The organism is Pseudomonas sp. 22082 (assembly GCF_052046055.1).
Classification (GTDB): domain Bacteria; phylum Pseudomonadota; class Gammaproteobacteria; order Pseudomonadales; family Pseudomonadaceae; genus Aquipseudomonas; species Aquipseudomonas pharyngis.
Map to the genome: position 1 here is coordinate 20,282 of NZ_JBQEQB010000034.1, position 18,226 is coordinate 38,507.

Here is an 18,226-nt window from a genome sequence, read left to right on the forward strand (position 1 = left end):
TGATGCCCTCGGCCTCGAACCGCGCCCACCATTGGTGGACCTGGCGGTTGTTCGGCCTGCTGTTCCTGATGGTACTGCCAGCGTGGGCGCAGGCCAAACCGACGCTGATCTGGCTGTTGCGCGACCTGCCGCCACTGACGATCTTCGAGGGTCCGAAAAAGGGCCAGGGCGTTATCGATCAATTGATGCCGATGCTGATTGCCGGCATGCCGCAATACGAACACACCTTGATGCGGGTCAATCGCGCCCGTGGCACTCAAATGCTGCATGAACATCCCTTCGCCTGCGATCCTTCGCTGATCTGGAACAGGGAGCGGGCGCAATGGATCGCCTTCTCCATCCCCGCGTTTCGCGCTGTCAGCAATGGCCTGGTGGTGCGTCAGAGAGATCGCGAAGTGCTGAAGCCGTTTCTGGTCGACGATGAAGTCGACCTGTCGGCATTTCTGGCCAACGGCGAGCGAAAAGTCGGTGTGGTAGCCGAGCGCAGTTATGGCGAGTACATCGATACATTGCTGCATCAGGCACCGAGCGGCGCGCTGACGCCCCATTACGGCAACGATGCGCTCAGCAGCCTGCTGTCGATGCAGCGCCTGGGACGTTTGCAGGTAGTTTTGGGTTACTGGCCGGAAATCCGCTATCAGGCGCGCCAGGCCGAGATCGCCGAGGACGAACTGCTGTTCTTTCCGATTCGCGGTACGGGCAAGTACCTGTCGGGCCATGTCGGCTGCACCGACACCGCGGCGGGTCGACAGGCGATCACCGAGATCAATCAGCTGTTGCGCACCCTGCCCCACGATCACCTCAACCAGCTCTACGCCGATTGGCTCGACCCCGAAAGGCGTCAGGATTATCTGGAACAGGCGCGGATTTTCTTCCAGCGACAAGCCGCGCAGTGAAATCCGGGCAAAAAGAAACCCCGAGAAGTGGGGAGACGACTCGGGGTTAAACGTGGCCTGTATCAAAGACCCGTAGCAGCAAGCGACAAGCACCGGAGCACAATGCTTGCTCCTGCTGTTACCGGGTCTGACCGACCTGAATGCAGGAAGGTTCCCACAAATGAAAAATCAGTTTCAGAGGGCCGGGTGCTTGTCGAGGGCTGCGTTTCGCAACGCGGCGATCACACAGGGTTCCAGCCGGCCTTCGGCAATCAGGATGTCACGGTGCAGACCGTCGACCACATCTGTCAGTTGACGCTTGTCGCTCAATTGCGCCTGATTGAATTCGCGCTCCACCACGATCGCGCCGCTGCCGTTCTTCAAAGTCACCATGCATTCGCCATGGCGACCCCGAGGGGTCAACGTCACTTGATACGGGCTCAGAGCCTCACCGAGCAATAGACTGATACTTTCCATCTCGATCTCCACTCAATAGTCCGAAAACACAGTGCCTGGGGCGTGTTCACAGTAAATGACCACCGGCCCGAGAGGAAAGTTCTGCTTGTCGCCGGCCTCTCCCGGAGCGTCACCGGCCTATCGGAGCATGCAGGGTGAAGATGACAGGAAAATAACCATGGGGGTTCAAGCGTCCACGCAATGCCGGTGGCTTGTCATGTAGGTGTCCAGCAGACTCCTCATCAACACCGCCGACACCGGCGTGTGCAGGCGGCCCAGCAAGGTGATCCCGTGTTCGCCGAGCAAGGTTTCCAGCTCTTGCAGCAGGCTGGGTGTCACGGCCCCCAGCAGAATCATCGCCCGCGCGTCCTGCCGGTCGGCCAGATGCCGGATCAGCGCCACCCCGTCCCCGTTCTGTAATTGTGGATTGCACAGGGTAATGTCGACCGCTCCGCGACGTTCCAGTGACCGCTTTGCCGAACCCAGCGACGGCGCGGTCAGCACATCATAGATACCGATGGCGTTGAGCATCTGGTGCAACGCCATCAGCTGGAACGGATTGGGTTCTAGAATCAGGATCTTGAGCGAGCGCATGGGACGACCTCTGGAGCGGCAATCGCGGATTCACGCCGCAGTGGCCTGTCACTCTAGGGCAGTCGTCCTAAGCCTCCCATCAGAAAAGTAGCCACGTTTTATAGGAACTTTCCCATCTTTAATGCAGACATCGACATCCACTCTCCTTCCGCCGCTCGGTAATGTCCGTCCAGCCACCCAGCAGGCCACGCAGTTTTCCATCCGCACTGTAAAACGGCACCGTCCATTGGTAGATCTGACGGGGGCCGCTCTTGAACACCAGCTGCCGTTTGCTGAAACGTGTTTTACGAGTGCCCAGCTGCGCCATGAATTCTTCGTGCAGCATCAGTGCCGTGGCCTGTGGAAGCGCATCGATCTCGAACAGCTTCCGGCCCTGCACCTGCTCCAGCCGAACCGACAGCGCATCTTCATAACTGCGATTGCACATGATCAACCGCCCCTGCAGATCGCGAACAAATACGGGATCGGGCATCGCATCGATCAATGCATGTTGGAAAGCCAGTTGATCACTTAGATCCTTTTCAGCCGCCCGGCGCTGTTTTACCTCGGCCGCCAAACGGCGGTTCCACAGCAAGGGCAATAGCCCGAACACCCCAAGCGCACCCATCGCCCAACACCCCCACTTGATCAGGAGCGAGCCGATCGAGGGAACCGGAGCGGGAGCAACGCCGTCCAGCCATTTCAGGCGCATGGCACGCAGTTCGGCCGCCGAGAAAGCGCCCAATGCCTTGTTGAGGATGCTCACAAGCTCAGGCAGCCCTTTGCGTACCGCCAGATGATCCGCCTCCCACTTGCCCTCCACCAGACCACCGACCTTGAGCAGGCCCGAGGGAAACAGCTGAGCCCCGATCTCGTTCTCGATGGTGGCGTAGGCCTCGCCACTCTCGACCAGCGCTCGCGCCTCGGCATACGTTTTCACCGAGCGGATCTGGATCGACGGGTAGTCACGTCGAATGCTGTCCTCCAGCGCATGCCGGGCCGGCAGGACCAACACCCGCTTTGCCAGCGCTTCGAACGACTGTATCGCCGGTTCGCCCGAATGACCGACGAATACCCAGCCAGCACCGCCGAACGCGTGACTGAAGTCCAGGAATGCCTTGCGCTCGTCGTTCATCGCCAGGGTCGTGCTGATATCGGCCACGCCACTCTGAAGCCGTTCCAGCATGTGATCGGTGGAGAACGACTCCTGATGGACGAACTGCAATCCGGTCATGGCGCTGATATGCGTGAGCACATCGTTGTTCAAGCCGCTCCAATGACCATGTTCATCCTGAAACAGATACAACGGGTACTGCACCGAGGCGACCGTCACTCTGGGGTTATCTCGAATCCACTGTCGCTCATGCTCATCCAGCTCGATAGGCTGAACAGTTGTCACCCCATCGGAATGCCTCGCCAGATGGGCCGCTTCGGTCCACTGCGACACCCCGAACATCGCCCACACACACAACCAGCACAGCGCCGGTTTCAATCCTGAAAAAAACCGCATTGCCACATCCTTCGTCATCGACTCACCCGTCCTTCGTGGGTGAAACCCGGGCAGTGTGGCATGCATAAACAAGAAAGCCCGTCAGGAGACGGGCTTCAAAATGTGACAGCTTTGCGGGCTTAGAGGGGCTTGCCTCGGTTGCCATGCTGACTGACAAAGGCTTGCACGGCTTTCAGCTCATTCGGCAGGACGGTGCAGCGCTCTTCTCTCTCAAACAAATCAGAAAGATGTGCAGGTAGTTCGAGAGCTTTTCCTACACCGGCTTTCTCCACCGCGTCCGGGAACTTGACCGGATGCGCCGTGCCCAGAATCACCATCGGGATGTCCAGGCTGCGACGGCATTCGCGCGCGGCTTTCACGCCAATGGCGGTGTGCGGATCCAGCACTTCACCGGTCTGCTCGTAGACTTCGGCGATGGTTTCGCAGGTTTGCGCATCGTCCACGGCCAGCGAGTCGAACAGTTTGCGTGCTTCGGTCCAGCGTTCCTGTTCGACGCTGAAACCGCCGCCCTGCTTGAACGAATCCATCAGCCCGGCAATTGCCGCGCCGTTGCGACCGTGCAGGTCGAACAGCAGGCGTTCGAAGTTCGACGAGACCATGATGTCCATCGACGGCGACAGCGTGGCGTGCAGGGTTTCCTTGACGTACTGGTTGCCACTCATGAAGCGGTGCAGGATGTCGTTGCGGTTGGTGGCGACGATCAGCTGGTTGATCGGCAGTCCCATGTTGCGCGCCAGATAGCCGGCGAAGATGTCGCCAAAGTTGCCGGTCGGCACCGAGAACGACACCGAACGCGCCGGGCCGCCCAATTGCAGGGCCGCGTGGAAGTAGTAAACGATCTGGGCCATGATCCGCGCCCAGTTGATCGAGTTCACTGCAACCAGGCGGGTGCCCTTGAGGAAGCTCTGGTCGGCGAAGCTGGCCTTGACCATTTCCTGGCAGTCATCGAAGTTGCCTTCGATGGCGATGTTGTGGATGTTCTCACCGAGGATGGTGGTCATCTGCCGACGCTGCACTTCGGACACGCGGTTGTGCGGGTGCAGAATGAAGATGTCGACGTTTTCGCAGTGCTTGCAGCCTTCGATGGCGGCCGAACCGGTGTCACCGGAGGTGGCGCCGACGATGACCACGCGCTCGCCGCGTTTTTCCAGCACGTAGTCGAGCAAGCGACCGAGCAGTTGCAGGGCGAAGTCCTTGAACGCCAGGGTCGGGCCGTGGAACAGCTCCAGCACCCATTCGTTGCCGTTCAACTGACGCAGCGGCGCAACGGCGTTGTGGGCGAACACACCGTAGGTTTCTTCAAGAATCTTTTTGAAATCGGCGTCCGGAATGCTGCCGGTGACGAACGGGCGCATGACGCGGAAGGCCAGCTCGTGATACGGCAGGCCGGCCCAGGAAGCGATTTCTTCCTGGGTGAAACGTGGCAGGTTTTCCGGGACGTACAGACCGCCGTCGGTGGCGAGACCGGCCAGCAGGACGTCTTCGAAATTCAGGGCCGGTGCCTGGCCGCGGGTACTGATGTAACGCATAGGGGCAAACCTTCGGTTTGAGCTTCAAGCTACGAGTTACAAGCTTCAGGTAAAAGCCGGACTGCTTTTCTCTTGCCGCTTGCAGCTCGAAGCTTGCAGCTGTTTCTGTTTAGTTCAAGTGCTCGACGCGGATCCGCACAACCGGACCGACCACGCCCGCGAGCGCTTCGAGGGCGGCGATCGCGTCGTTGATGTGCTGTTCCAGCACGCGGTGGGTCAGCAGAATCATCGGCACCAGGCCGTCGTGTTCCTCGACTTCCTTCTGCATGATCGACTCGATGTTGATGCCGCGCTCCGAGAGGATGCTCGCCACCTGAGCGAGTACGCCCGGATGGTCCTTGGCCTGAATGCGCAGGTAGTAGGCGCTTTCGCAGGCTTCGATCGGCAGGATCGGATGGGCCGACAGCGAGTCCGGCTGGAAGGCCAGGTGCGGCACGCGGTTTTCCGGGTCGGACGTCATGGCGCGAACCACGTCCACCAGATCCGCGATCACCGACGAAGCGGTCGGCTCCATGCCGGCGCCGGCGCCGTAGAACAGGGTCGAACCGGCAGCGTCACCGTTGACCATCACCGCGTTCATCACACCGTTGACGTTGGCTATCAGGCGATCGGCCGGTATCAGCGTCGGGTGTACGCGCAGCTCGATACCGGCGGCGGTGCTGCGTGCCACGCCCAGATGCTTGATGCGGTAGCCCAGCGCTTCGGCGTAATTCACGTCGGCGGTGGTCAGCTTGGTGATGCCTTCGGTGTAAGCCTTGTCGAACTGCAGCGGAACACCGAATGCGATCGACGCCAGGATCGTCAGCTTGTGCGCCGCGTCGATGCCTTCGACGTCGAAAGTCGGATCAGCTTCGGCGTAACCCAGCGCTTGCGCCTCGGCCAGCACGTCTTCGAAGGTGCGACCCTTCTCGCGCATTTCGGTGAGGATGAAGTTGCCGGTGCCGTTGATGATCCCGGCGACCCAGTTGATACGGTTGGCGGACAGGCCTTCACGGATCGCCTTGATCACCGGAATGCCGCCGGCTACCGCCGCTTCGAACGCCACGATCACGCCTTTCTCGCGTGCCTTGGCGAAAATTTCATTACCGTGAACGGCAATCAGAGCCTTGTTCGCGGTGACCACATGCTTGCCATTCTCGATGGCCTTGAGTACCAGCTCGCGGGCAACGGTGTAGCCGCCCATCAGCTCTATGACGATGTCGATCTCAGGGTTCGTGGCCACTTCGAAGACATCGTTGGTAATCGCAATACCGGTCGTCTGGAACTGAGGCTTTGGCGTGCGCATGGCAATTTGTGCCACTTCGATTCCACGCCCGGCACGACGAGCAATTTCCTCGGCGTTGCGCTGAAGTACGTTGAAGGTTCCGCCACCGACGGTCCCTAACCCACAGATGCCTACTTTGACCGGTTTCACTGTGAACTCCCCATAAAACGGCCGACGCGAGGCCGGCCGTGAAAACAACCGCAGGTTCGCGGCTCTCTGTTGATGGCCCGGCAATCCTGCCGCCGGACCACGCTCGTCAACGCCTGAGCGTGACGATGCGAATTACTTCGCGCCCAGCGCCAGTTTGGCGACTTGTGGCGCAGGCTGGTAGCCCGGAATGACTTGTCCGTCGGCCAAAACGATGGCCGGTGTACCATTCACGCCGATCGACTGACCGAGGGCGAACTGTTTGGAAACCGGGTTATCGCACTTGGCGGCCTTGATTTCCTTGCCATCGACCATTTTGTCCATGGCCGCTTTCTTGTCTTTCGAGCACCACACCGCTTGCAGCTGTTCGTCACCCGGCGAATTCAGACCCTGACGCGGGAACGCGACGTAACGCACTTCGATGCCGCGCTTGTTCAGCTCGGGCACTTCAGCGTGCAGCTTGTGGCAGTACGGGCAAGTGGTGTCGGTGAAAACGGTGATGTGCGACTTGGTTTCACCCACGGCCGGGTAAACCACGGTCTCGGCTACCGGGATCGCATTGATCAGTTTGGAAATGCCCAGGCGCTCGGTCTTCTCGGTCAGGTTGACCGGTTTGCCGTCCTTGAGCTGGAACATGTAGCCCTGAACGATGTACTGGCCGTCGGCGCTGGCGTAGAGCACGCGACTGCCCTTGAGCTTGACTTCGTACAGGCCTGGCAGCGGACTGGCGGTGATGGTATCGACCGGCACGTCGAGCTGGAGGTTTTCCAGGCTTTGGCGAATCGCTTTGTCGGCCGCGTCATCGGCGACGGCAAAGGTGCTGACCAACGCAATGGCTGCGGCGGCGAAAATCTGGGTCAGACGCATGAGAACTCCTGAAGGCGGACAAATGGAACGATCAGAACGCCCGTGCCGGAACACCGGGTCATAACCGCCCATCGTGCAAACCGGCAAAGCCTACCACATAAGGCTCCCGTGGCCGAATGCGCCTGTCGCAAGACAAACGGCGCTCAGCCGCGCGGGTGATGTTTGGCATGCAGATCCTGCAAACGTGCCCGGGCGACGTGAGTGTAGATCTGCGTGGTCGACAGGTCGCTGTGGCCCAACAGCATCTGCACCACCCGCAAGTCGGCGCCATGGTTGAGCAGGTGGGTGGCAAACGCGTGACGCAAGGTGTGCGGCGACAGTGACTTGCCGATCCCGGCGACCTTGGCCTGATGCTTGATTCGATGCCAGAAGGTCTGGCGGGTCATCTGCTCGCCGCGCTGACTGGGGAACAGCACATCGCTCGGGCGCCCGCCGAGCAGCTCGCCGCGACCGTCACGCAGGTAGCGCTCGACCCAGACAATCGCCTCCTCGCCCATCGGCACCAGCCGCTCCTTGCTGCCCTTGCCCATCACCCGCAACACGCCCTGACGCAGGTTGACCTGTTCCAGCGTCAGGCTGATCAGCTCGGTGACACGCAGGCCGCAGGCATACAAGACTTCGAGCATGGCGCGATCGCGCTGGCCGATGGCTTCGCTCAAGTCCGGCGCCTTCAGCAGCGCTTCGACGTCGGCTTCCGACAGGGATTTGGGCAGCGGCCGACCGAGTTGCGGCATATCCACGCGCAAAGTCGGATCAACCGAAATCAGTTTTTCCCGCAGCAGATAGCGATAAAAACCACGCACACCGGAAAGAAATCGCGCCGTAGAGCGAGGTTTGTAGTTCTGTTCCAGACGCCAGGCCAGGTGATCGAGGATCAGTTCTCGACCGGCATTGACCAGTTCGAGACCTTTGTCCTGCAACCAGCCGTTGAACAGCGCGAGATCACTGCGGTAGGCGTCGCGAGTGTTGTCGGAGAGACCTTTTTCCAGCCAGAGGGCGTCGAGAAACTGGTCGATCAGTGGGTGGTCGATGGCAGGCATGGGCGCTCAAGACACGCAGGTTTGGCACTGCGCGCAAATAAAGAGTGAACGGTTGAAATGGCCGCTAGTCTTTCATAGCCCGCTATTTCAAGGAACAGGGAGCTTCAATGAACGAGCAGCAAATTCTGTTGGCTTTCGGTGGTATCGGCGCTGCCGCACTGGGCTGCCAATGGCTCGCCTGGCGCCTGAAGCTGCCGGCGATTCTGTTTCTGCTGCTGACCGGCATTCTGGCGGGCCCCGTGCTGGGCTGGCTCGACCCACAGGAAATGTTCGGCCCGTTGCTGATGCCATTGGTGTCGCTGGCGGTGGCACTGATTCTGTTTGAAGGCAGCCTGACCCTGCACCTGTCGGAATGGCGCGAGATCGGCAGCGTCGTGCATCGACTGGTCACAATCGGTGCGCTCTCGACATGGGTAGTGATTGCGGTCGCGACGCACTGGCTGCTGGGTTTCGACTGGCTGCTCGCCATCCTGTTCGGCAGCCTGACCCTGGTCACCGGGCCGACCGTGATCGTGCCGATGCTGCGCGTGGTGCGGCCGAAGGCTTCGATCGCCAACATCCTGCGCTGGGAAGGGATTGTGATCGACCCGATCGGCGCGCTGCTCGCGGTGGTGGTCTACAGCTTCATCATTGCTCGGGCCGAAGGCCATGGCCTGGAACAGAGCCTGCTGACATTTGGCGGGGTGATTGTCTGCGGCAGCGCGTTCGGTATCGTCGGTGGCTGGTTGCTCGGCACGATCATCCGGCGCCAATGGCTGCCGGAGTATTTGCACAATCTGGCATCGCTCGCCGCGGTGCTGGGGATATTCATCGCCGCCAACCAGACCATGCACGAATCAGGGCTGTTGGCGGTGACACTGATGGGCATGTGGCTGGCGAACATGAAGGGTGTGGATGTGCGGCACATCCTGCACTTCAAGGAAAACCTCAGCGTGCTGCTGATTTCCGGGCTGTTCATTCTGCTGGCGGCACGACTGGATCTGAACGCGTTGATCGGTCTCGGGCCGCTGGTGTTGATCCTGTTGCTGGTGATTCAGCTGATCGCCCGACCGTTGAACGTGGTGCTGAGCACCGCCGGTTCGAGCCTGAGTTGGCGTGAACGTGCGCTGTTGTGCTGGATTGCCCCGCGCGGGATTGTCGCGGCGGCGGTCTCGGCGATCTTTGCGATTCGACTTGATGAAGCGGGCCATGAAGGCGCGCTGTTGCTGGTGCCGCTGACGTTCGCCGTGATCATCGGCACCGTCGTGCTGCAAAGTGCGACCGCTCGGCCACTGGCCCGGCTGTTGAAAGTTGCGGAGCCAGCGCCCAGCGGCTTCCTGATCGTCGGGGCGAACGGGCCTGCGCGCCTGCTCGGCAAGTCGCTGCAACAGCTGGGCAGCCGGGTGCTGCTGACGGATTCAAGCTGGGAAAATATCCGCGCCGCGCGCATGGATGGCTTGCCGACCTACTTCGGCAATCCGGCCTCACAGCACGCCGATGCGCATCTGGACCTGGTCGGACTGGGGCATTTGCTGGCGCTGTCACCGTCGGGCGAACTCAATACGCTGGCGGCCATGCGCTTTCGTCATGACTTTGGCCATCAGCGGTTGTTCGGGCTGGCCAGCGGTCAGGAAAGCCGGCGCAGCGACAAGCACCGTGCCAGCCTCGAACATCGCGGCAACCAACTGGGGAGCGAGGCGCTGACTTACGCAAGACTCGCCAGTCAACTGGGGCAAGGTGCCGATCTTTACAGCACGACGCTGACGGACGGGTTTGGCTGGGACAATTACCGTGCGCTGCATGGCAATCGCGCGACGCTACTGTTCATGCGCGATGACAGCGGCTGGGTGCATGTCGTGACGCCGGAAACCGTGCTAAAGCCGGGGCCGGGATGGACGCTGGTGGCGCTGATTCAGCCGGAGAGCGTCAGCGCCTGACAGACCGAATCGCGGGCAAGCCCGCTCCCACAGTGTNTCGAACACATCATCAGCGGACAACACAAAACGTGTGGGAGCGGGCTTGCCCGCGAATGCCGCGGCTCGGTGCTGGATCAGGCCGCGAAACCCGGCAGCACCGGCACCGGACGCTTGTCATCATCGATGGCAACAAAGCTGAACTGCCCGTGAATGGCTTTCTCACGACCGTCGCAGCTCATGCTTTCAACGAACACTTCCACCTCGACCTTGAGGCTGGTGTTGCCGACCTTGATCACCCGCCCAACCAGTTCGACGATGGAGCCTGCCGGGATCGCATGATTGAAATCGATGCGATCGGTCGACACTGTCACCAGCGGCAAACGGCAGAAGCGCGTGGCGGTGATGAAGGACACTTCGTCCATCCAGGCCAGCGCGGTGCCGCCGAACAGGGTGTTGTGGTGGTTGGTGGTCGGCGGAAAAACCGCCTTGGTCACGCGGGTCACCGAGAGTTCGGTGCGGCGTTCGATTTCTTGCTCGCGAGGGGTCATGGGTCAGGCCTGAAACAGAAATGCGGTGGATAAATTGCGGGCAACAAAAAAGCAGCCCGTAGGCTGCTTTTTTCTGCATCGGAAGCTGGACTTAAGCCAGTTTTTCCTTGATGCGAGCTGCTTTACCCGACAGGTCGCGCAGGTAGTACAGCTTGGCTTTACGTACGTCACCGCGACGCTTGACAGCCATGCTGTCGATTTGCGGGGAGTAGGTCTGGAAAGTACGTTCTACGCCAACACCGTTGGAGATTTTACGAACGGTGAACGCACTGTTCACGCCGCGGTTACGCTTGGCGATGACAACGCCTTCGAACGCTTGCAGACGGGAACGATCGCCTTCCTTCACTTTCACCTGAACGACGATGGTGTCGCCTGGGGCAAAGGTAGGGATTTCTTTGGTCATCTGCTCTGCTTCGAGTGCAAGGATGATTTTGTTGGTCATGCTGTGCTCCTAAGGTAAATCGTCTGATCTACCATCGATACGTTGTTAACTATCGTCCCGCTCGCGGATGTATTCCTCGAGCAGCTTCTTCTCTTCTCCAGAAAGCGAGCGGCTTTCCAGAAGATCGGCGCGTCGTTCAAAGGTCCTGCCAAGGGACTGCTGTAAACGCCAACGCCGGATATGCGCGTGATTGCCACTCAGCAACACGTCGGGAACACGCTGATCCGCATACACCTCAGGTCGGGTGTAGTGCGGGCAATCCAGCAGACCATCCGTAAAGGAATCTTCCTCAGCGGAATCCGCATGCCCTAAAGCTCCGGGCAGCAGTCGTGTAACCGCATCGATCATGACCATGGCCGGCAGCTCGCCGCCAGACAACACATAGTCACCAATCGACCACTCTTCATCGACATGAGCCTCAATAAAGCGCTCGTCAATGCCTTCATAGCGACCGGCAATCAGGATCAATGCATCCGATTTCGCCAGTTCGCGTACCGCCGACTGAGTCAGTTGACGGCCTTGGGGGGACAGGTAAATCACCTTCGCCGCCTCCCCGGCTGCTGCCTTGGCCTGAACCAGAGCATCTTCCAGGGGCTTGATCTTCATCACCATGCCCGGACCACCGCCAAACGGGCGATCGTCCACAGTGTGATGCCGATCCGTCGTGTAATCCCGCGGATTCCAACAGGTCAGCTGCAAGAGCCCCTGTTTGACCGCACGACTGGTAATGCCGTACTCACTGATGGCCGAGAACATCTCGGGGAACAGCGTAATGACGTCTACGCGCAGGCTGGCCATTGCTTAGAAGTCCGCGTCCCATTCCACCCTCATCACGCCTGCTTCCAGGTCGATTGCCAGCACGCATTGCTCCGTATAGGGCAACAACCGCTCGCGATCATCCAGGCTGCCAACGCAGGGCTTGACCACCAATACATCGTTCGCGCCGGTCTCCAACAGGTGATCAACCTTGCCGAACAATTGTTCGTCCTGGTTGATGACGCTCAGACCTTCCAACTGGTACCAGTAGTACTCGTCGGCGGTCAGGTCGGGCAAAAGGCTTCGCGGGATGCAAATCTCGTAACCGCTCAGAAGACGGGCTTCATCGCGATCGTCGAGGCCTTTGAGCTTCACAACCAGATCCTTTTGAGTGGATCGGCCGCTGACCAGCTCGACCTGTTTCACTATGCCTTCGCGCCGAAGCGTCCAGTTGCGATAGCCCAACAGGTTTTCAATCGGATCGGTAAAGGAAAAGACCTTCACCTCGCCGCGAACGCCGTGAACCGAAAAAATCTTGCCGACAACGATCAGGTCATCAGCTTTTTCTGGCGTCGCGCTCATACTGCTCAGGCTGCAGCCTTGGCAGATTCCTTCAGCAACTGAGCAACACGCTCAGAAGGCTGTGCACCAACGCTCAGCCAGTAGGCAACGCGCTCTTGGTTCACGGACAGACGGATTTCCTGACCACGGGCAACAGGGTTGAAGAAGCCAACCTGTTCTTTGTGGGAACCGTCACGCGGGTTGCGGGAGTCGGTTACGGTCAGGTGGTAAAACGGGCGCTTTTTGGAGCCGCCAAGGGCAAGACGGATTGTTAGCATGTGAACATCGTTCCTGTAGTCGGTGCTGCAAATCTAAATGCACAGCGGGCATGGGTGCCCGAAAGGCCGCATATTCTAAGGAATATCCGGACTTTTGCAAATGACTTTTTCCGGCGCCTGTGGCATGCCGTGCAGATTTGCATATGGGGCCGTCGTTTAACACGGCCGGTCAGCTCCCGCCGAGTGCGGGTTTGCTGTGGATCCCGCTTCCTTGCGGGACTGCGCCGGTGCGACGACCGGCGAGTTCTTTTACATCTTTGGCATGCCGCCGCCGGGCAACATTCCGCCCATGCCGCGCATCATTTTCGCCATTCCGCCCTTGGCGGAGAATTTCTTCATCATCTTCTGCATCTGCTTGTGCTGCTTGATCAAGCGACCGATGTCCTGCACCTGGGTGCCGGAGCCCATGGCGATCCGGCGCTTGCGCGAACCGCTGATCAGCTCAGGGTCGCGGCGCTCGGCCGGGGTCATGGAATTGATGATGGCTTCCATCTGTTTGAACTGCTTCTCTGCGGCGCTCTGGGCATTGCCCATTTGCGAGAGATTGACACCGCCGATGCTCGGCAGCTTGTCCATGAGCCCGCCGAGGCCGCCCATGTTCTTCATCTGTTGCAGCTGATCGCGGAAATCTTCGAGGTCGAAGCCCTTGCCCTTCTTCAGCTTCTTGGCCAGTTTGTCGGCCTTGTCCTTGTCGAGGGTCGCCTCAGCCTGTTCGATCAGGCTGAGCACGTCGCCCATGCCGAGGATCCGCGAAGCGATACGCTCAGGATGGAACGGATCGAGTGCTTCGCTCTTCTCGCCCATACCGATGAACTTGATCGGCTTGCCGGTGATCGCGCGAACCGACAGCGCGGCACCGCCACGGGCATCACCGTCGACCTTGGTCAGGATCACGCCGGTCAGCGGCAGCGCATCACCGAAGGCCTTGGCCGTGTTGGCCGCGTCCTGACCGGTCATGGCGTCGACCACGAACAGGGTTTCAACCGGGTTGATCGCGGCGTGCAGCGCCTTGATCTCGCCCATCATCTCTTCATCGATGTGCAGACGACCGGCGGTGTCGACGATGACCACGTCGATGAATTTCAGTTTTGCTTCTTTAATAGCTGCGTTGGCGATGTCGACCGGTTTCTGGCTCAGGTCGGACGGGAAGAACGTTACGCCGATGTCGTTGGCCAGGGTTTCCAGCTGTTTAATAGCAGCAGGACGGTAGATGTCCGCCGACACGACCATGACCGACTTTTTCTTGCGCTCTTTAAGGAAGCGCGCCAGCTTGCCGGCAGTGGTGGTCTTACCCGCGCCCTGCAGACCGGCCATCAGAATGACGGCGGGCGGCACGGCGCTCAGGTTCAGGTCTTCGTTGGCCGCGCCCATCAGGCTTTCGAGTTCGGCCTGGACGATCTTAACGAACGCCTGGCCCGGCGTCAGGCTGCGCGACACCTCTGTGCCGACAGCGCGTTCCTTGACCGAATTGACGAAGTCCTTGACCACCGGCAGGGCGACGTCGGCTTCGAGCAACGCCATGCGCACTTCGCGCAGGGTGTCTTTGATATTGTCCTCGGTCAGCTTCGCCTTGCCGGTGACATGGCGCAGCGTCTGCGAGAGACGGTCGGTTAAGTTTTCAAACATTGCGCGATCCTTTCAGGCCCTGTGTAGACCGGGATAATGGCGGCCCAGACCGGAATCAACATGTGCTCGGCGAGCCTGCGGCGTGGGCAGGTCGCGGATTATAGCGAAGACTGCGGCTGGCGGACACCTCGCTGTCAGCTTGCCGGTCTTTCGTGCAACGGCGGTTCTATGCCAAACTCAGCCCCTTTCGGGCTTGCCTAACAGGATTTATGCTCCCCTTGTCACCGAGTTTGCTGACCACCCTCGCCGCCGCCCTTCTCTACGCCGCTGCGACCCTCTATCAGGGCACCCGCCTGGCCACTGGCGCCAAGGCCAACAAGCGCCTGCTGGTCTCGCTCGGCGTTCTCGCCGTGCTGGCCCACAGCGCCAGCCTGCTTACGCATTTATTGACGCCGATCGGTCTGGGCCTGGATTTCTTCAGTGCTTCGAGCCTGATCGCTGCGGCGGTCATTGCCCTGACCCTGCTCGCCTGCTCGCGGATTCCGGTGGAAAACCTGCTGGTGCTGCTGTTCCCGCTGGGTGCGATCACGGTGCTGCTGGCGCAGTTCGCGCCGGCCGGTACGGTGCAGATCATCGATGAAGAACCGGGCATCCTCGCGCACATCCTGTTGTCGATCCTCGCCTACGGCATGTTCACCATCGCGGTGTTCCAGGCCTTGTTGCTGCTGGTGCAGGATCATCAGCTCAAGCACAAGCACCCGTCCGGGCTGATCAAGAACTTCCCGCCACTACAAACCATGGAAAGCCTGCTGTTCGGCTTCCTCTGGGCTGGCTGGACGCTGCTGTCGCTGTCGTTGATCTCCGGCTGGCTGTTCGTCGAGAACCTGTTTGCCCAGCACCTGGTGCATAAAACCCTGCTGGCCTGCCTGGCCTGGATCGTGTTCAGCGTCCTGCTGTGGGGCCGTAACCGCCTCGGCTGGCGCGGACACAAGGCAATCCGCTGGACCCTCGCCGGTTTCTGCCTGCTGATGCTCGCGTATTTCGGCAGCAAACTGGTCCGTGAATACATCCTGCACATCTGACGGGCGGCATAAATGGACGGTTTGCCCATAGGGCCGATGCTCGCGGTATTTGCCCTGCTGATTCTCTGGTCAGGGCTGTTTACCGCCGTCGAAGCGGCGCAACAGCACCTGCTCGCGCAACGCACCGCATCCCGCGCCAGCGACAAGCCCCTGGCCAAGCTCAGCTTCCCGCTCGACAGCCTGATCCTCTGCAATACCCTGTGCCGCGCCCTCGCCGTTATTCTGGCCACGCTGCTGGCAATCTTTCTCTGTGAAGAAAACGGCCCCTGGGCGGCTTGCCTTGGCGCCGGCGCCCTGCTGCTGGTTTTTGCCGACTATTTCCCCCGCGCCCTTGCCCAGCGTTATCCGGATGCGGTGCTGTCGTTCGGCAATACGCTGCTGGCAGTACCGCTGAAGGTCGTTTACCCGCTTGCCTGGCTGCTCAGTCGCGTCAGTGGTTTGCTGATGCGCCCGTTCATCCGCAAGGCCCAGGTGGTGCAACAAAGCGAAGACGATGTGCCGGCGGAGCGTCATGATGACCCCGATCATCCAGTGCGCCCGCACCCGGTTTCGGGCATCCATGCGCTGGATAACATCACGGTCAACGACATTCTGGTGCCGCGCAGCGATGTCGACGGCATCAACCTCGACGATCCGATCGAAGAAATCACCGAGCAACTGCGCCACAACCGTCGTACTCGTCTGCCGCTGTTTCACAGCGATATCAATCAGGTCGAGGCGGTGCTCAACACCCGGCAGGTCCGCCATTTGCTGGACAATGGCAACCTGACCCGCGAAGCCTTGCTGGCGGCCAGTTACGAGCCCTACTTCGTTCCCGAAAGCACCCCGCTGCAACTGCAGCTGCTGAACTTCCACAAGCAGCAGCGGCGGCTGGGCATGGTGGTGGACGAGTACGGCGAAGTGCTGGGGATTGTCACCCTGGAAGACATTCTCGAAGAGATCGTCGGCGAATTCGAAAGCGAACACAGCCTCGACAACCCGCACATCCACCCACAAGCCGATGGCCGCATGGTGATCGACGGCGCCGCGTCGATCCGCGAACTGAACAAATGCCTGGGCTGGCACCTGCCCAGCGACGGCCCCCGGACCCTCAACGGCCTGGTGACCGAAGCGCTGGAAACCATCCCGGAAAGCGCGGTCTGCCTGAAGATCGGCCGCTACCGGCTGGAGATTCTCGAAACCGAAGAGAACCGGGTGAGCAAGGTGCTGATCTGGCACACCTCTTCCGCTCCGGCGTTGGTCACGGCCCGCTAGGCAGCCCCTTGTTCAATCGTTAGCCACCTTCCTATAATCGCGGGGCTTACCCAAGCCCCGCCGAACCGCGTGCTTACCCCGCACCCGACTGGTTCCGGCCGGTTCATCGGCAATATCCGCATCACACCGACGACTGTTCCTACCTGAAGCAGCGATCGCGCCTCATCCCACATCCCTGGGTGTTCGACCATAATAATTCGCTCCAACGGAGCTCATGACTGTCAGGGATCACCGCATGACGACCAGTACCGCTTACAGCGACACCACGCCCGCCCAACCGACCAACTCCGCCACCCGCGTGGCCACGGCGAGTTTCATCGGCACGGCCATCGAGTTCTACGATTTCTACGTCTACGCCACCGCTGCCGCGCTGGTGATCGGGCCGGTGTTCTTCCCGCAGACCTCCGGCACGGCGCAGATGCTCTCCGCCTTCCTGACCTTCGGCATCGCCTTCCTTGCACGACCGCTGGGCTCGGCGCTGTTCGGCCACTTCGGCGACCGCATCGGCCGTAAATCCACGCTGGTGGCCTCACTGCTGCTGATGGGTGTCTGCACCACGCTGATCGGCGTGCTGCCGGGTTATGACAGTATCGGCGCCTGGGCACCGATACTGCTCTGCGTGCTGCGCTTCGGCCAGGGCCTGGGATTGGGGGGCGAATGGGGTGGCGCGGCGCTGCTGGCGACCGAAAACGCCCCGAAAGGCAAACGGGCGTGGTTCGGCATGTTCCCGCAACTCGGCCCTTCGATTGGCTTTCTGGCCGCCAACGGTCTGTTCCTGACGCTGGCCATGACCCTCAACGACGAACAGTTCCGAAGCTGGGGCTGGCGAATTCCGTTCCTGCTCAGCGCCGCACTGGTGATGGTCGGACTGTACGTGCGCCTCAAGCTTCACGAAACCCCGGTGTTCGCCAATGCCATTGCCCGCCAGGAACGAGTGAAAGTGCCGCTGGTCGAGCTGTTCAGCCAATACTGGGCACCGACGCTGCTGGGCGCCGCCGCCATGGTGGTGTGTTACGCGCTGTTCTACATCTCGACCGTGTTTTCCCTGAGCTATGGCGTATCCACATTGGGTTACAGCCGCGAGACCTTCCTCGGTCTGCTGTGCTTCGCGGTGCTGTTCATGGCGGCCGCGACGCCGCTGTCGGCATGGGCCAGTGATCGTTACGGACGCAAACCGGTGCTGATCGTCGGCGGTGTGCTGGCGATTCTTTCCGGATTTCTGATGGAGCCGTTGCTGACTCAGGGATCGACCTGGGGCGTGGCCCTGTTCCTGTGCATCGAGCTGTTCCTGATGGGCGTGACATTCGCCCCGATGGGCGCTCTGCTGCCGGAACTGTTCCCGACGCACGTGCGGTATACCGGCGCATCGGCGGCCTACAACCTCGGCGGGATTGTCGGGGCCTCGGCGGCGCCGTTCTTCGCGCAGAAACTGGTGGCGATGGGCGGTTTGAGTTACGTCGGCGGGTATGTGTCTGCGGCAGCGGTGCTCAGCCTGATCGCTGTGCTGTGCCTGAAGGAGACGCGCAATAACGACCTGAATCAGGTGGTGTAAGCGCAAAGATCGCTCCCGCGCGGGCGGGAGC

18 protein-coding genes are annotated in these 18,226 nt (G+C 60.5%); 5 read left to right on the forward strand and 13 right to left on the reverse strand.

The window, feature by feature from the left end; genetic code table 11:
* The first annotated feature begins 2 nt into the window (after positions 1–2).
* Entirely contained in the window at positions 3–896 is an 894-nt protein-coding gene (locus ACTJK9_RS27810; RefSeq protein WP_440817542.1) for a TIGR02285 family protein, read from the forward strand.
* A gap of 174 nt (positions 897–1,070) precedes the next feature.
* Here the strand turns inward: ACTJK9_RS27810 and ACTJK9_RS27815 are convergent, their stop codons facing one another.
* The 7 genes from ACTJK9_RS27815 to xerD all read right to left on the reverse strand — a co-directional run bounded on the left by ACTJK9_RS27815 (position 1,071) and on the right by xerD (position 8,261).
* Positions 1,071–1,352, reverse strand: coding sequence for a DUF3509 domain-containing protein (locus ACTJK9_RS27815; RefSeq protein WP_039769569.1), 282 nt, complete (start codon positions 1,350–1,352; stop codon positions 1,071–1,073).
* A gap of 165 nt (positions 1,353–1,517) precedes the next feature.
* Complete coding sequence (locus ACTJK9_RS27820; protein WP_440817544.1) at positions 1,518–1,925, reverse strand: response regulator; 408 nt, start codon at positions 1,923–1,925, stop codon at positions 1,518–1,520.
* Positions 1,926–2,043: 118 nt separating this feature from the next.
* Positions 2,044–3,414, reverse strand: coding sequence for a transporter substrate-binding domain-containing protein (locus ACTJK9_RS27825; protein WP_221399660.1), 1,371 nt, complete (start codon positions 3,412–3,414; stop codon positions 2,044–2,046).
* 119 nt (positions 3,415–3,533) lie between these two features.
* Entirely contained in the window at positions 3,534–4,943 is a 1,410-nt protein-coding gene (gene thrC / locus ACTJK9_RS27830; protein WP_064382412.1) for a threonine synthase, read from the reverse strand.
* Positions 4,944–5,052: 109 nt separating this feature from the next.
* Positions 5,053–6,357 (reverse strand): homoserine dehydrogenase, encoded by a 1,305-nt coding sequence (locus tag ACTJK9_RS27835; RefSeq protein WP_011332618.1) that lies wholly within the window; start codon positions 6,355–6,357, stop codon positions 5,053–5,055.
* A gap of 132 nt (positions 6,358–6,489) precedes the next feature.
* Positions 6,490–7,221 (reverse strand): bifunctional protein-disulfide isomerase/oxidoreductase DsbC, encoded by a 732-nt coding sequence (gene dsbC / locus ACTJK9_RS27840; RefSeq protein ID WP_039769559.1) that lies wholly within the window; start codon positions 7,219–7,221, stop codon positions 6,490–6,492.
* 143 nt (positions 7,222–7,364) lie between these two features.
* Positions 7,365–8,261 carry a site-specific tyrosine recombinase XerD gene (gene xerD, locus ACTJK9_RS27845; protein ID WP_039769558.1) on the reverse strand — a complete coding sequence of 299 codons (897 nt, stop codon included), beginning with the start codon at positions 8,259–8,261 and terminating at the stop codon, positions 7,365–7,367.
* A gap of 107 nt (positions 8,262–8,368) precedes the next feature.
* Between xerD and ACTJK9_RS27850 the strand changes: the two genes are divergently transcribed.
* Entirely contained in the window at positions 8,369–10,177 is a 1,809-nt protein-coding gene (locus ACTJK9_RS27850; protein WP_440817548.1) for a cation:proton antiporter, read from the forward strand.
* A gap of 113 nt (positions 10,178–10,290) precedes the next feature.
* Here the strand turns inward: ACTJK9_RS27850 and ACTJK9_RS27855 are convergent, their stop codons facing one another.
* From ACTJK9_RS27855 to ffh, 6 genes are all read right to left on the reverse strand, one after another.
* Positions 10,291–10,704, reverse strand: coding sequence for an acyl-CoA thioesterase (locus tag ACTJK9_RS27855; RefSeq protein ID WP_011332614.1), 414 nt, complete (start codon positions 10,702–10,704; stop codon positions 10,291–10,293).
* Between the two features lie 91 nt (positions 10,705–10,795).
* Entirely contained in the window at positions 10,796–11,146 is a 351-nt protein-coding gene (gene rplS, locus ACTJK9_RS27860; RefSeq protein ID WP_003175895.1) for a 50S ribosomal protein L19, read from the reverse strand.
* Between the two features lie 45 nt (positions 11,147–11,191).
* Positions 11,192–11,944 carry a tRNA (guanosine(37)-N1)-methyltransferase TrmD gene (trmD, locus tag ACTJK9_RS27865; RefSeq protein WP_039769553.1) on the reverse strand — a complete coding sequence of 251 codons (753 nt, stop codon included), beginning with the start codon at positions 11,942–11,944 and terminating at the stop codon, positions 11,192–11,194.
* 3 nt (positions 11,945–11,947) lie between these two features.
* Positions 11,948–12,484, reverse strand: a complete 537-nt coding sequence (gene rimM, locus ACTJK9_RS27870) for a ribosome maturation factor RimM (protein WP_064593627.1) — start codon at positions 12,482–12,484, stop codon at positions 11,948–11,950.
* 5 nt (positions 12,485–12,489) lie between these two features.
* The gene (gene rpsP, locus ACTJK9_RS27875; protein ID WP_003185073.1) at positions 12,490–12,741 is read right to left on the reverse strand and encodes a 30S ribosomal protein S16; all 252 of its coding nucleotides are present in this window, start codon (positions 12,739–12,741) and stop codon (positions 12,490–12,492) included.
* A 249-nt stretch (positions 12,742–12,990) separates the two neighbouring features.
* Positions 12,991–14,367: a signal recognition particle protein gene (ffh, locus tag ACTJK9_RS27880; RefSeq protein ID WP_064593624.1), complete on the reverse strand. Its 1,377-nt coding sequence runs from the start codon at positions 14,365–14,367 to the stop codon at positions 12,991–12,993.
* 209 nt (positions 14,368–14,576) lie between these two features.
* Here ffh and ACTJK9_RS27885 point away from each other — a divergent pair, with 209 nt between their 5' ends.
* The 3 genes from ACTJK9_RS27885 to ACTJK9_RS27895 all read left to right on the forward strand — a co-directional run bounded on the left by ACTJK9_RS27885 (position 14,577) and on the right by ACTJK9_RS27895 (position 18,195).
* Positions 14,577–15,389 (forward strand): cytochrome C assembly family protein, encoded by an 813-nt coding sequence (locus tag ACTJK9_RS27885; protein ID WP_039769548.1) that lies wholly within the window; start codon positions 14,577–14,579, stop codon positions 15,387–15,389.
* A 12-nt stretch (positions 15,390–15,401) separates the two neighbouring features.
* On the forward strand, positions 15,402–16,643 hold the full coding sequence (locus tag ACTJK9_RS27890) for a transporter associated domain-containing protein (RefSeq protein WP_221398772.1): 1,242 nt from the start codon (positions 15,402–15,404) through the stop codon (positions 16,641–16,643).
* A gap of 235 nt (positions 16,644–16,878) precedes the next feature.
* Positions 16,879–18,195 (forward strand): MFS transporter, encoded by a 1,317-nt coding sequence (locus ACTJK9_RS27895; RefSeq protein ID WP_221398771.1) that lies wholly within the window; start codon positions 16,879–16,881, stop codon positions 18,193–18,195.
* Positions 18,196–18,226: the final 31 nt, after the last annotated feature.

What these genes read in the sequence shown, in the direction of transcription:
- ACTJK9_RS27810 (WP_440817542.1), top strand. Translation starts at nt 3, where the DNA reads ATGCCCTCGGCCTCGAACCGCGCCCACCATTGGTGGACCTGGCGGTTG.
- ACTJK9_RS27815 (WP_039769569.1), bottom strand. Translation starts at nt 1,352, where the DNA reads ATGGAAAGTATCAGTCTATTGCTCGGTGAGGCTCTGAGCCCGTATCAA.
- ACTJK9_RS27820 (WP_440817544.1), bottom strand. Translation starts at nt 1,925, where the DNA reads ATGCGCTCGCTCAAGATCCTGATTCTAGAACCCAATCCGTTCCAGCTG.
- ACTJK9_RS27825 (WP_221399660.1), bottom strand. Translation starts at nt 3,414, where the DNA reads ATGCGGTTTTTTTCAGGATTGAAACCGGCGCTGTGCTGGTTGTGTGTG.
- thrC (WP_064382412.1), bottom strand. Translation starts at nt 4,943, where the DNA reads ATGCGTTACATCAGTACCCGCGGCCAGGCACCGGCCCTGAATTTCGAA.
- dsbC (WP_039769559.1), bottom strand. Translation starts at nt 7,221, where the DNA reads ATGCGTCTGACCCAGATTTTCGCCGCCGCAGCCATTGCGTTGGTCAGC.
- xerD (WP_039769558.1), bottom strand. Translation starts at nt 8,261, where the DNA reads ATGCCTGCCATCGACCACCCACTGATCGACCAGTTTCTCGACGCCCTC.
- ACTJK9_RS27850 (WP_440817548.1), top strand. Translation starts at nt 8,369, where the DNA reads ATGAACGAGCAGCAAATTCTGTTGGCTTTCGGTGGTATCGGCGCTGCC.
- ACTJK9_RS27855 (WP_011332614.1), bottom strand. Translation starts at nt 10,704, where the DNA reads ATGACCCCTCGCGAGCAAGAAATCGAACGCCGCACCGAACTCTCGGTG.
- rplS (WP_003175895.1), bottom strand. Translation starts at nt 11,146, where the DNA reads ATGACCAACAAAATCATCCTTGCACTCGAAGCAGAGCAGATGACCAAA.
- trmD (WP_039769553.1), bottom strand. Translation starts at nt 11,944, where the DNA reads ATGGCCAGCCTGCGCGTAGACGTCATTACGCTGTTCCCCGAGATGTTC.
- rimM (WP_064593627.1), bottom strand. Translation starts at nt 12,484, where the DNA reads ATGAGCGCGACGCCAGAAAAAGCTGATGACCTGATCGTTGTCGGCAAG.
- rpsP (WP_003185073.1), bottom strand. Translation starts at nt 12,741, where the DNA reads ATGCTAACAATCCGTCTTGCCCTTGGCGGCTCCAAAAAGCGCCCGTTT.
- ffh (WP_064593624.1), bottom strand. Translation starts at nt 14,367, where the DNA reads ATGTTTGAAAACTTAACCGACCGTCTCTCGCAGACGCTGCGCCATGTC.
- ACTJK9_RS27885 (WP_039769548.1), top strand. Translation starts at nt 14,577, where the DNA reads ATGCTCCCCTTGTCACCGAGTTTGCTGACCACCCTCGCCGCCGCCCTT.
- ACTJK9_RS27890 (WP_221398772.1), top strand. Translation starts at nt 15,402, where the DNA reads ATGGACGGTTTGCCCATAGGGCCGATGCTCGCGGTATTTGCCCTGCTG.
- ACTJK9_RS27895 (WP_221398771.1), top strand. Translation starts at nt 16,879, where the DNA reads ATGACGACCAGTACCGCTTACAGCGACACCACGCCCGCCCAACCGACC.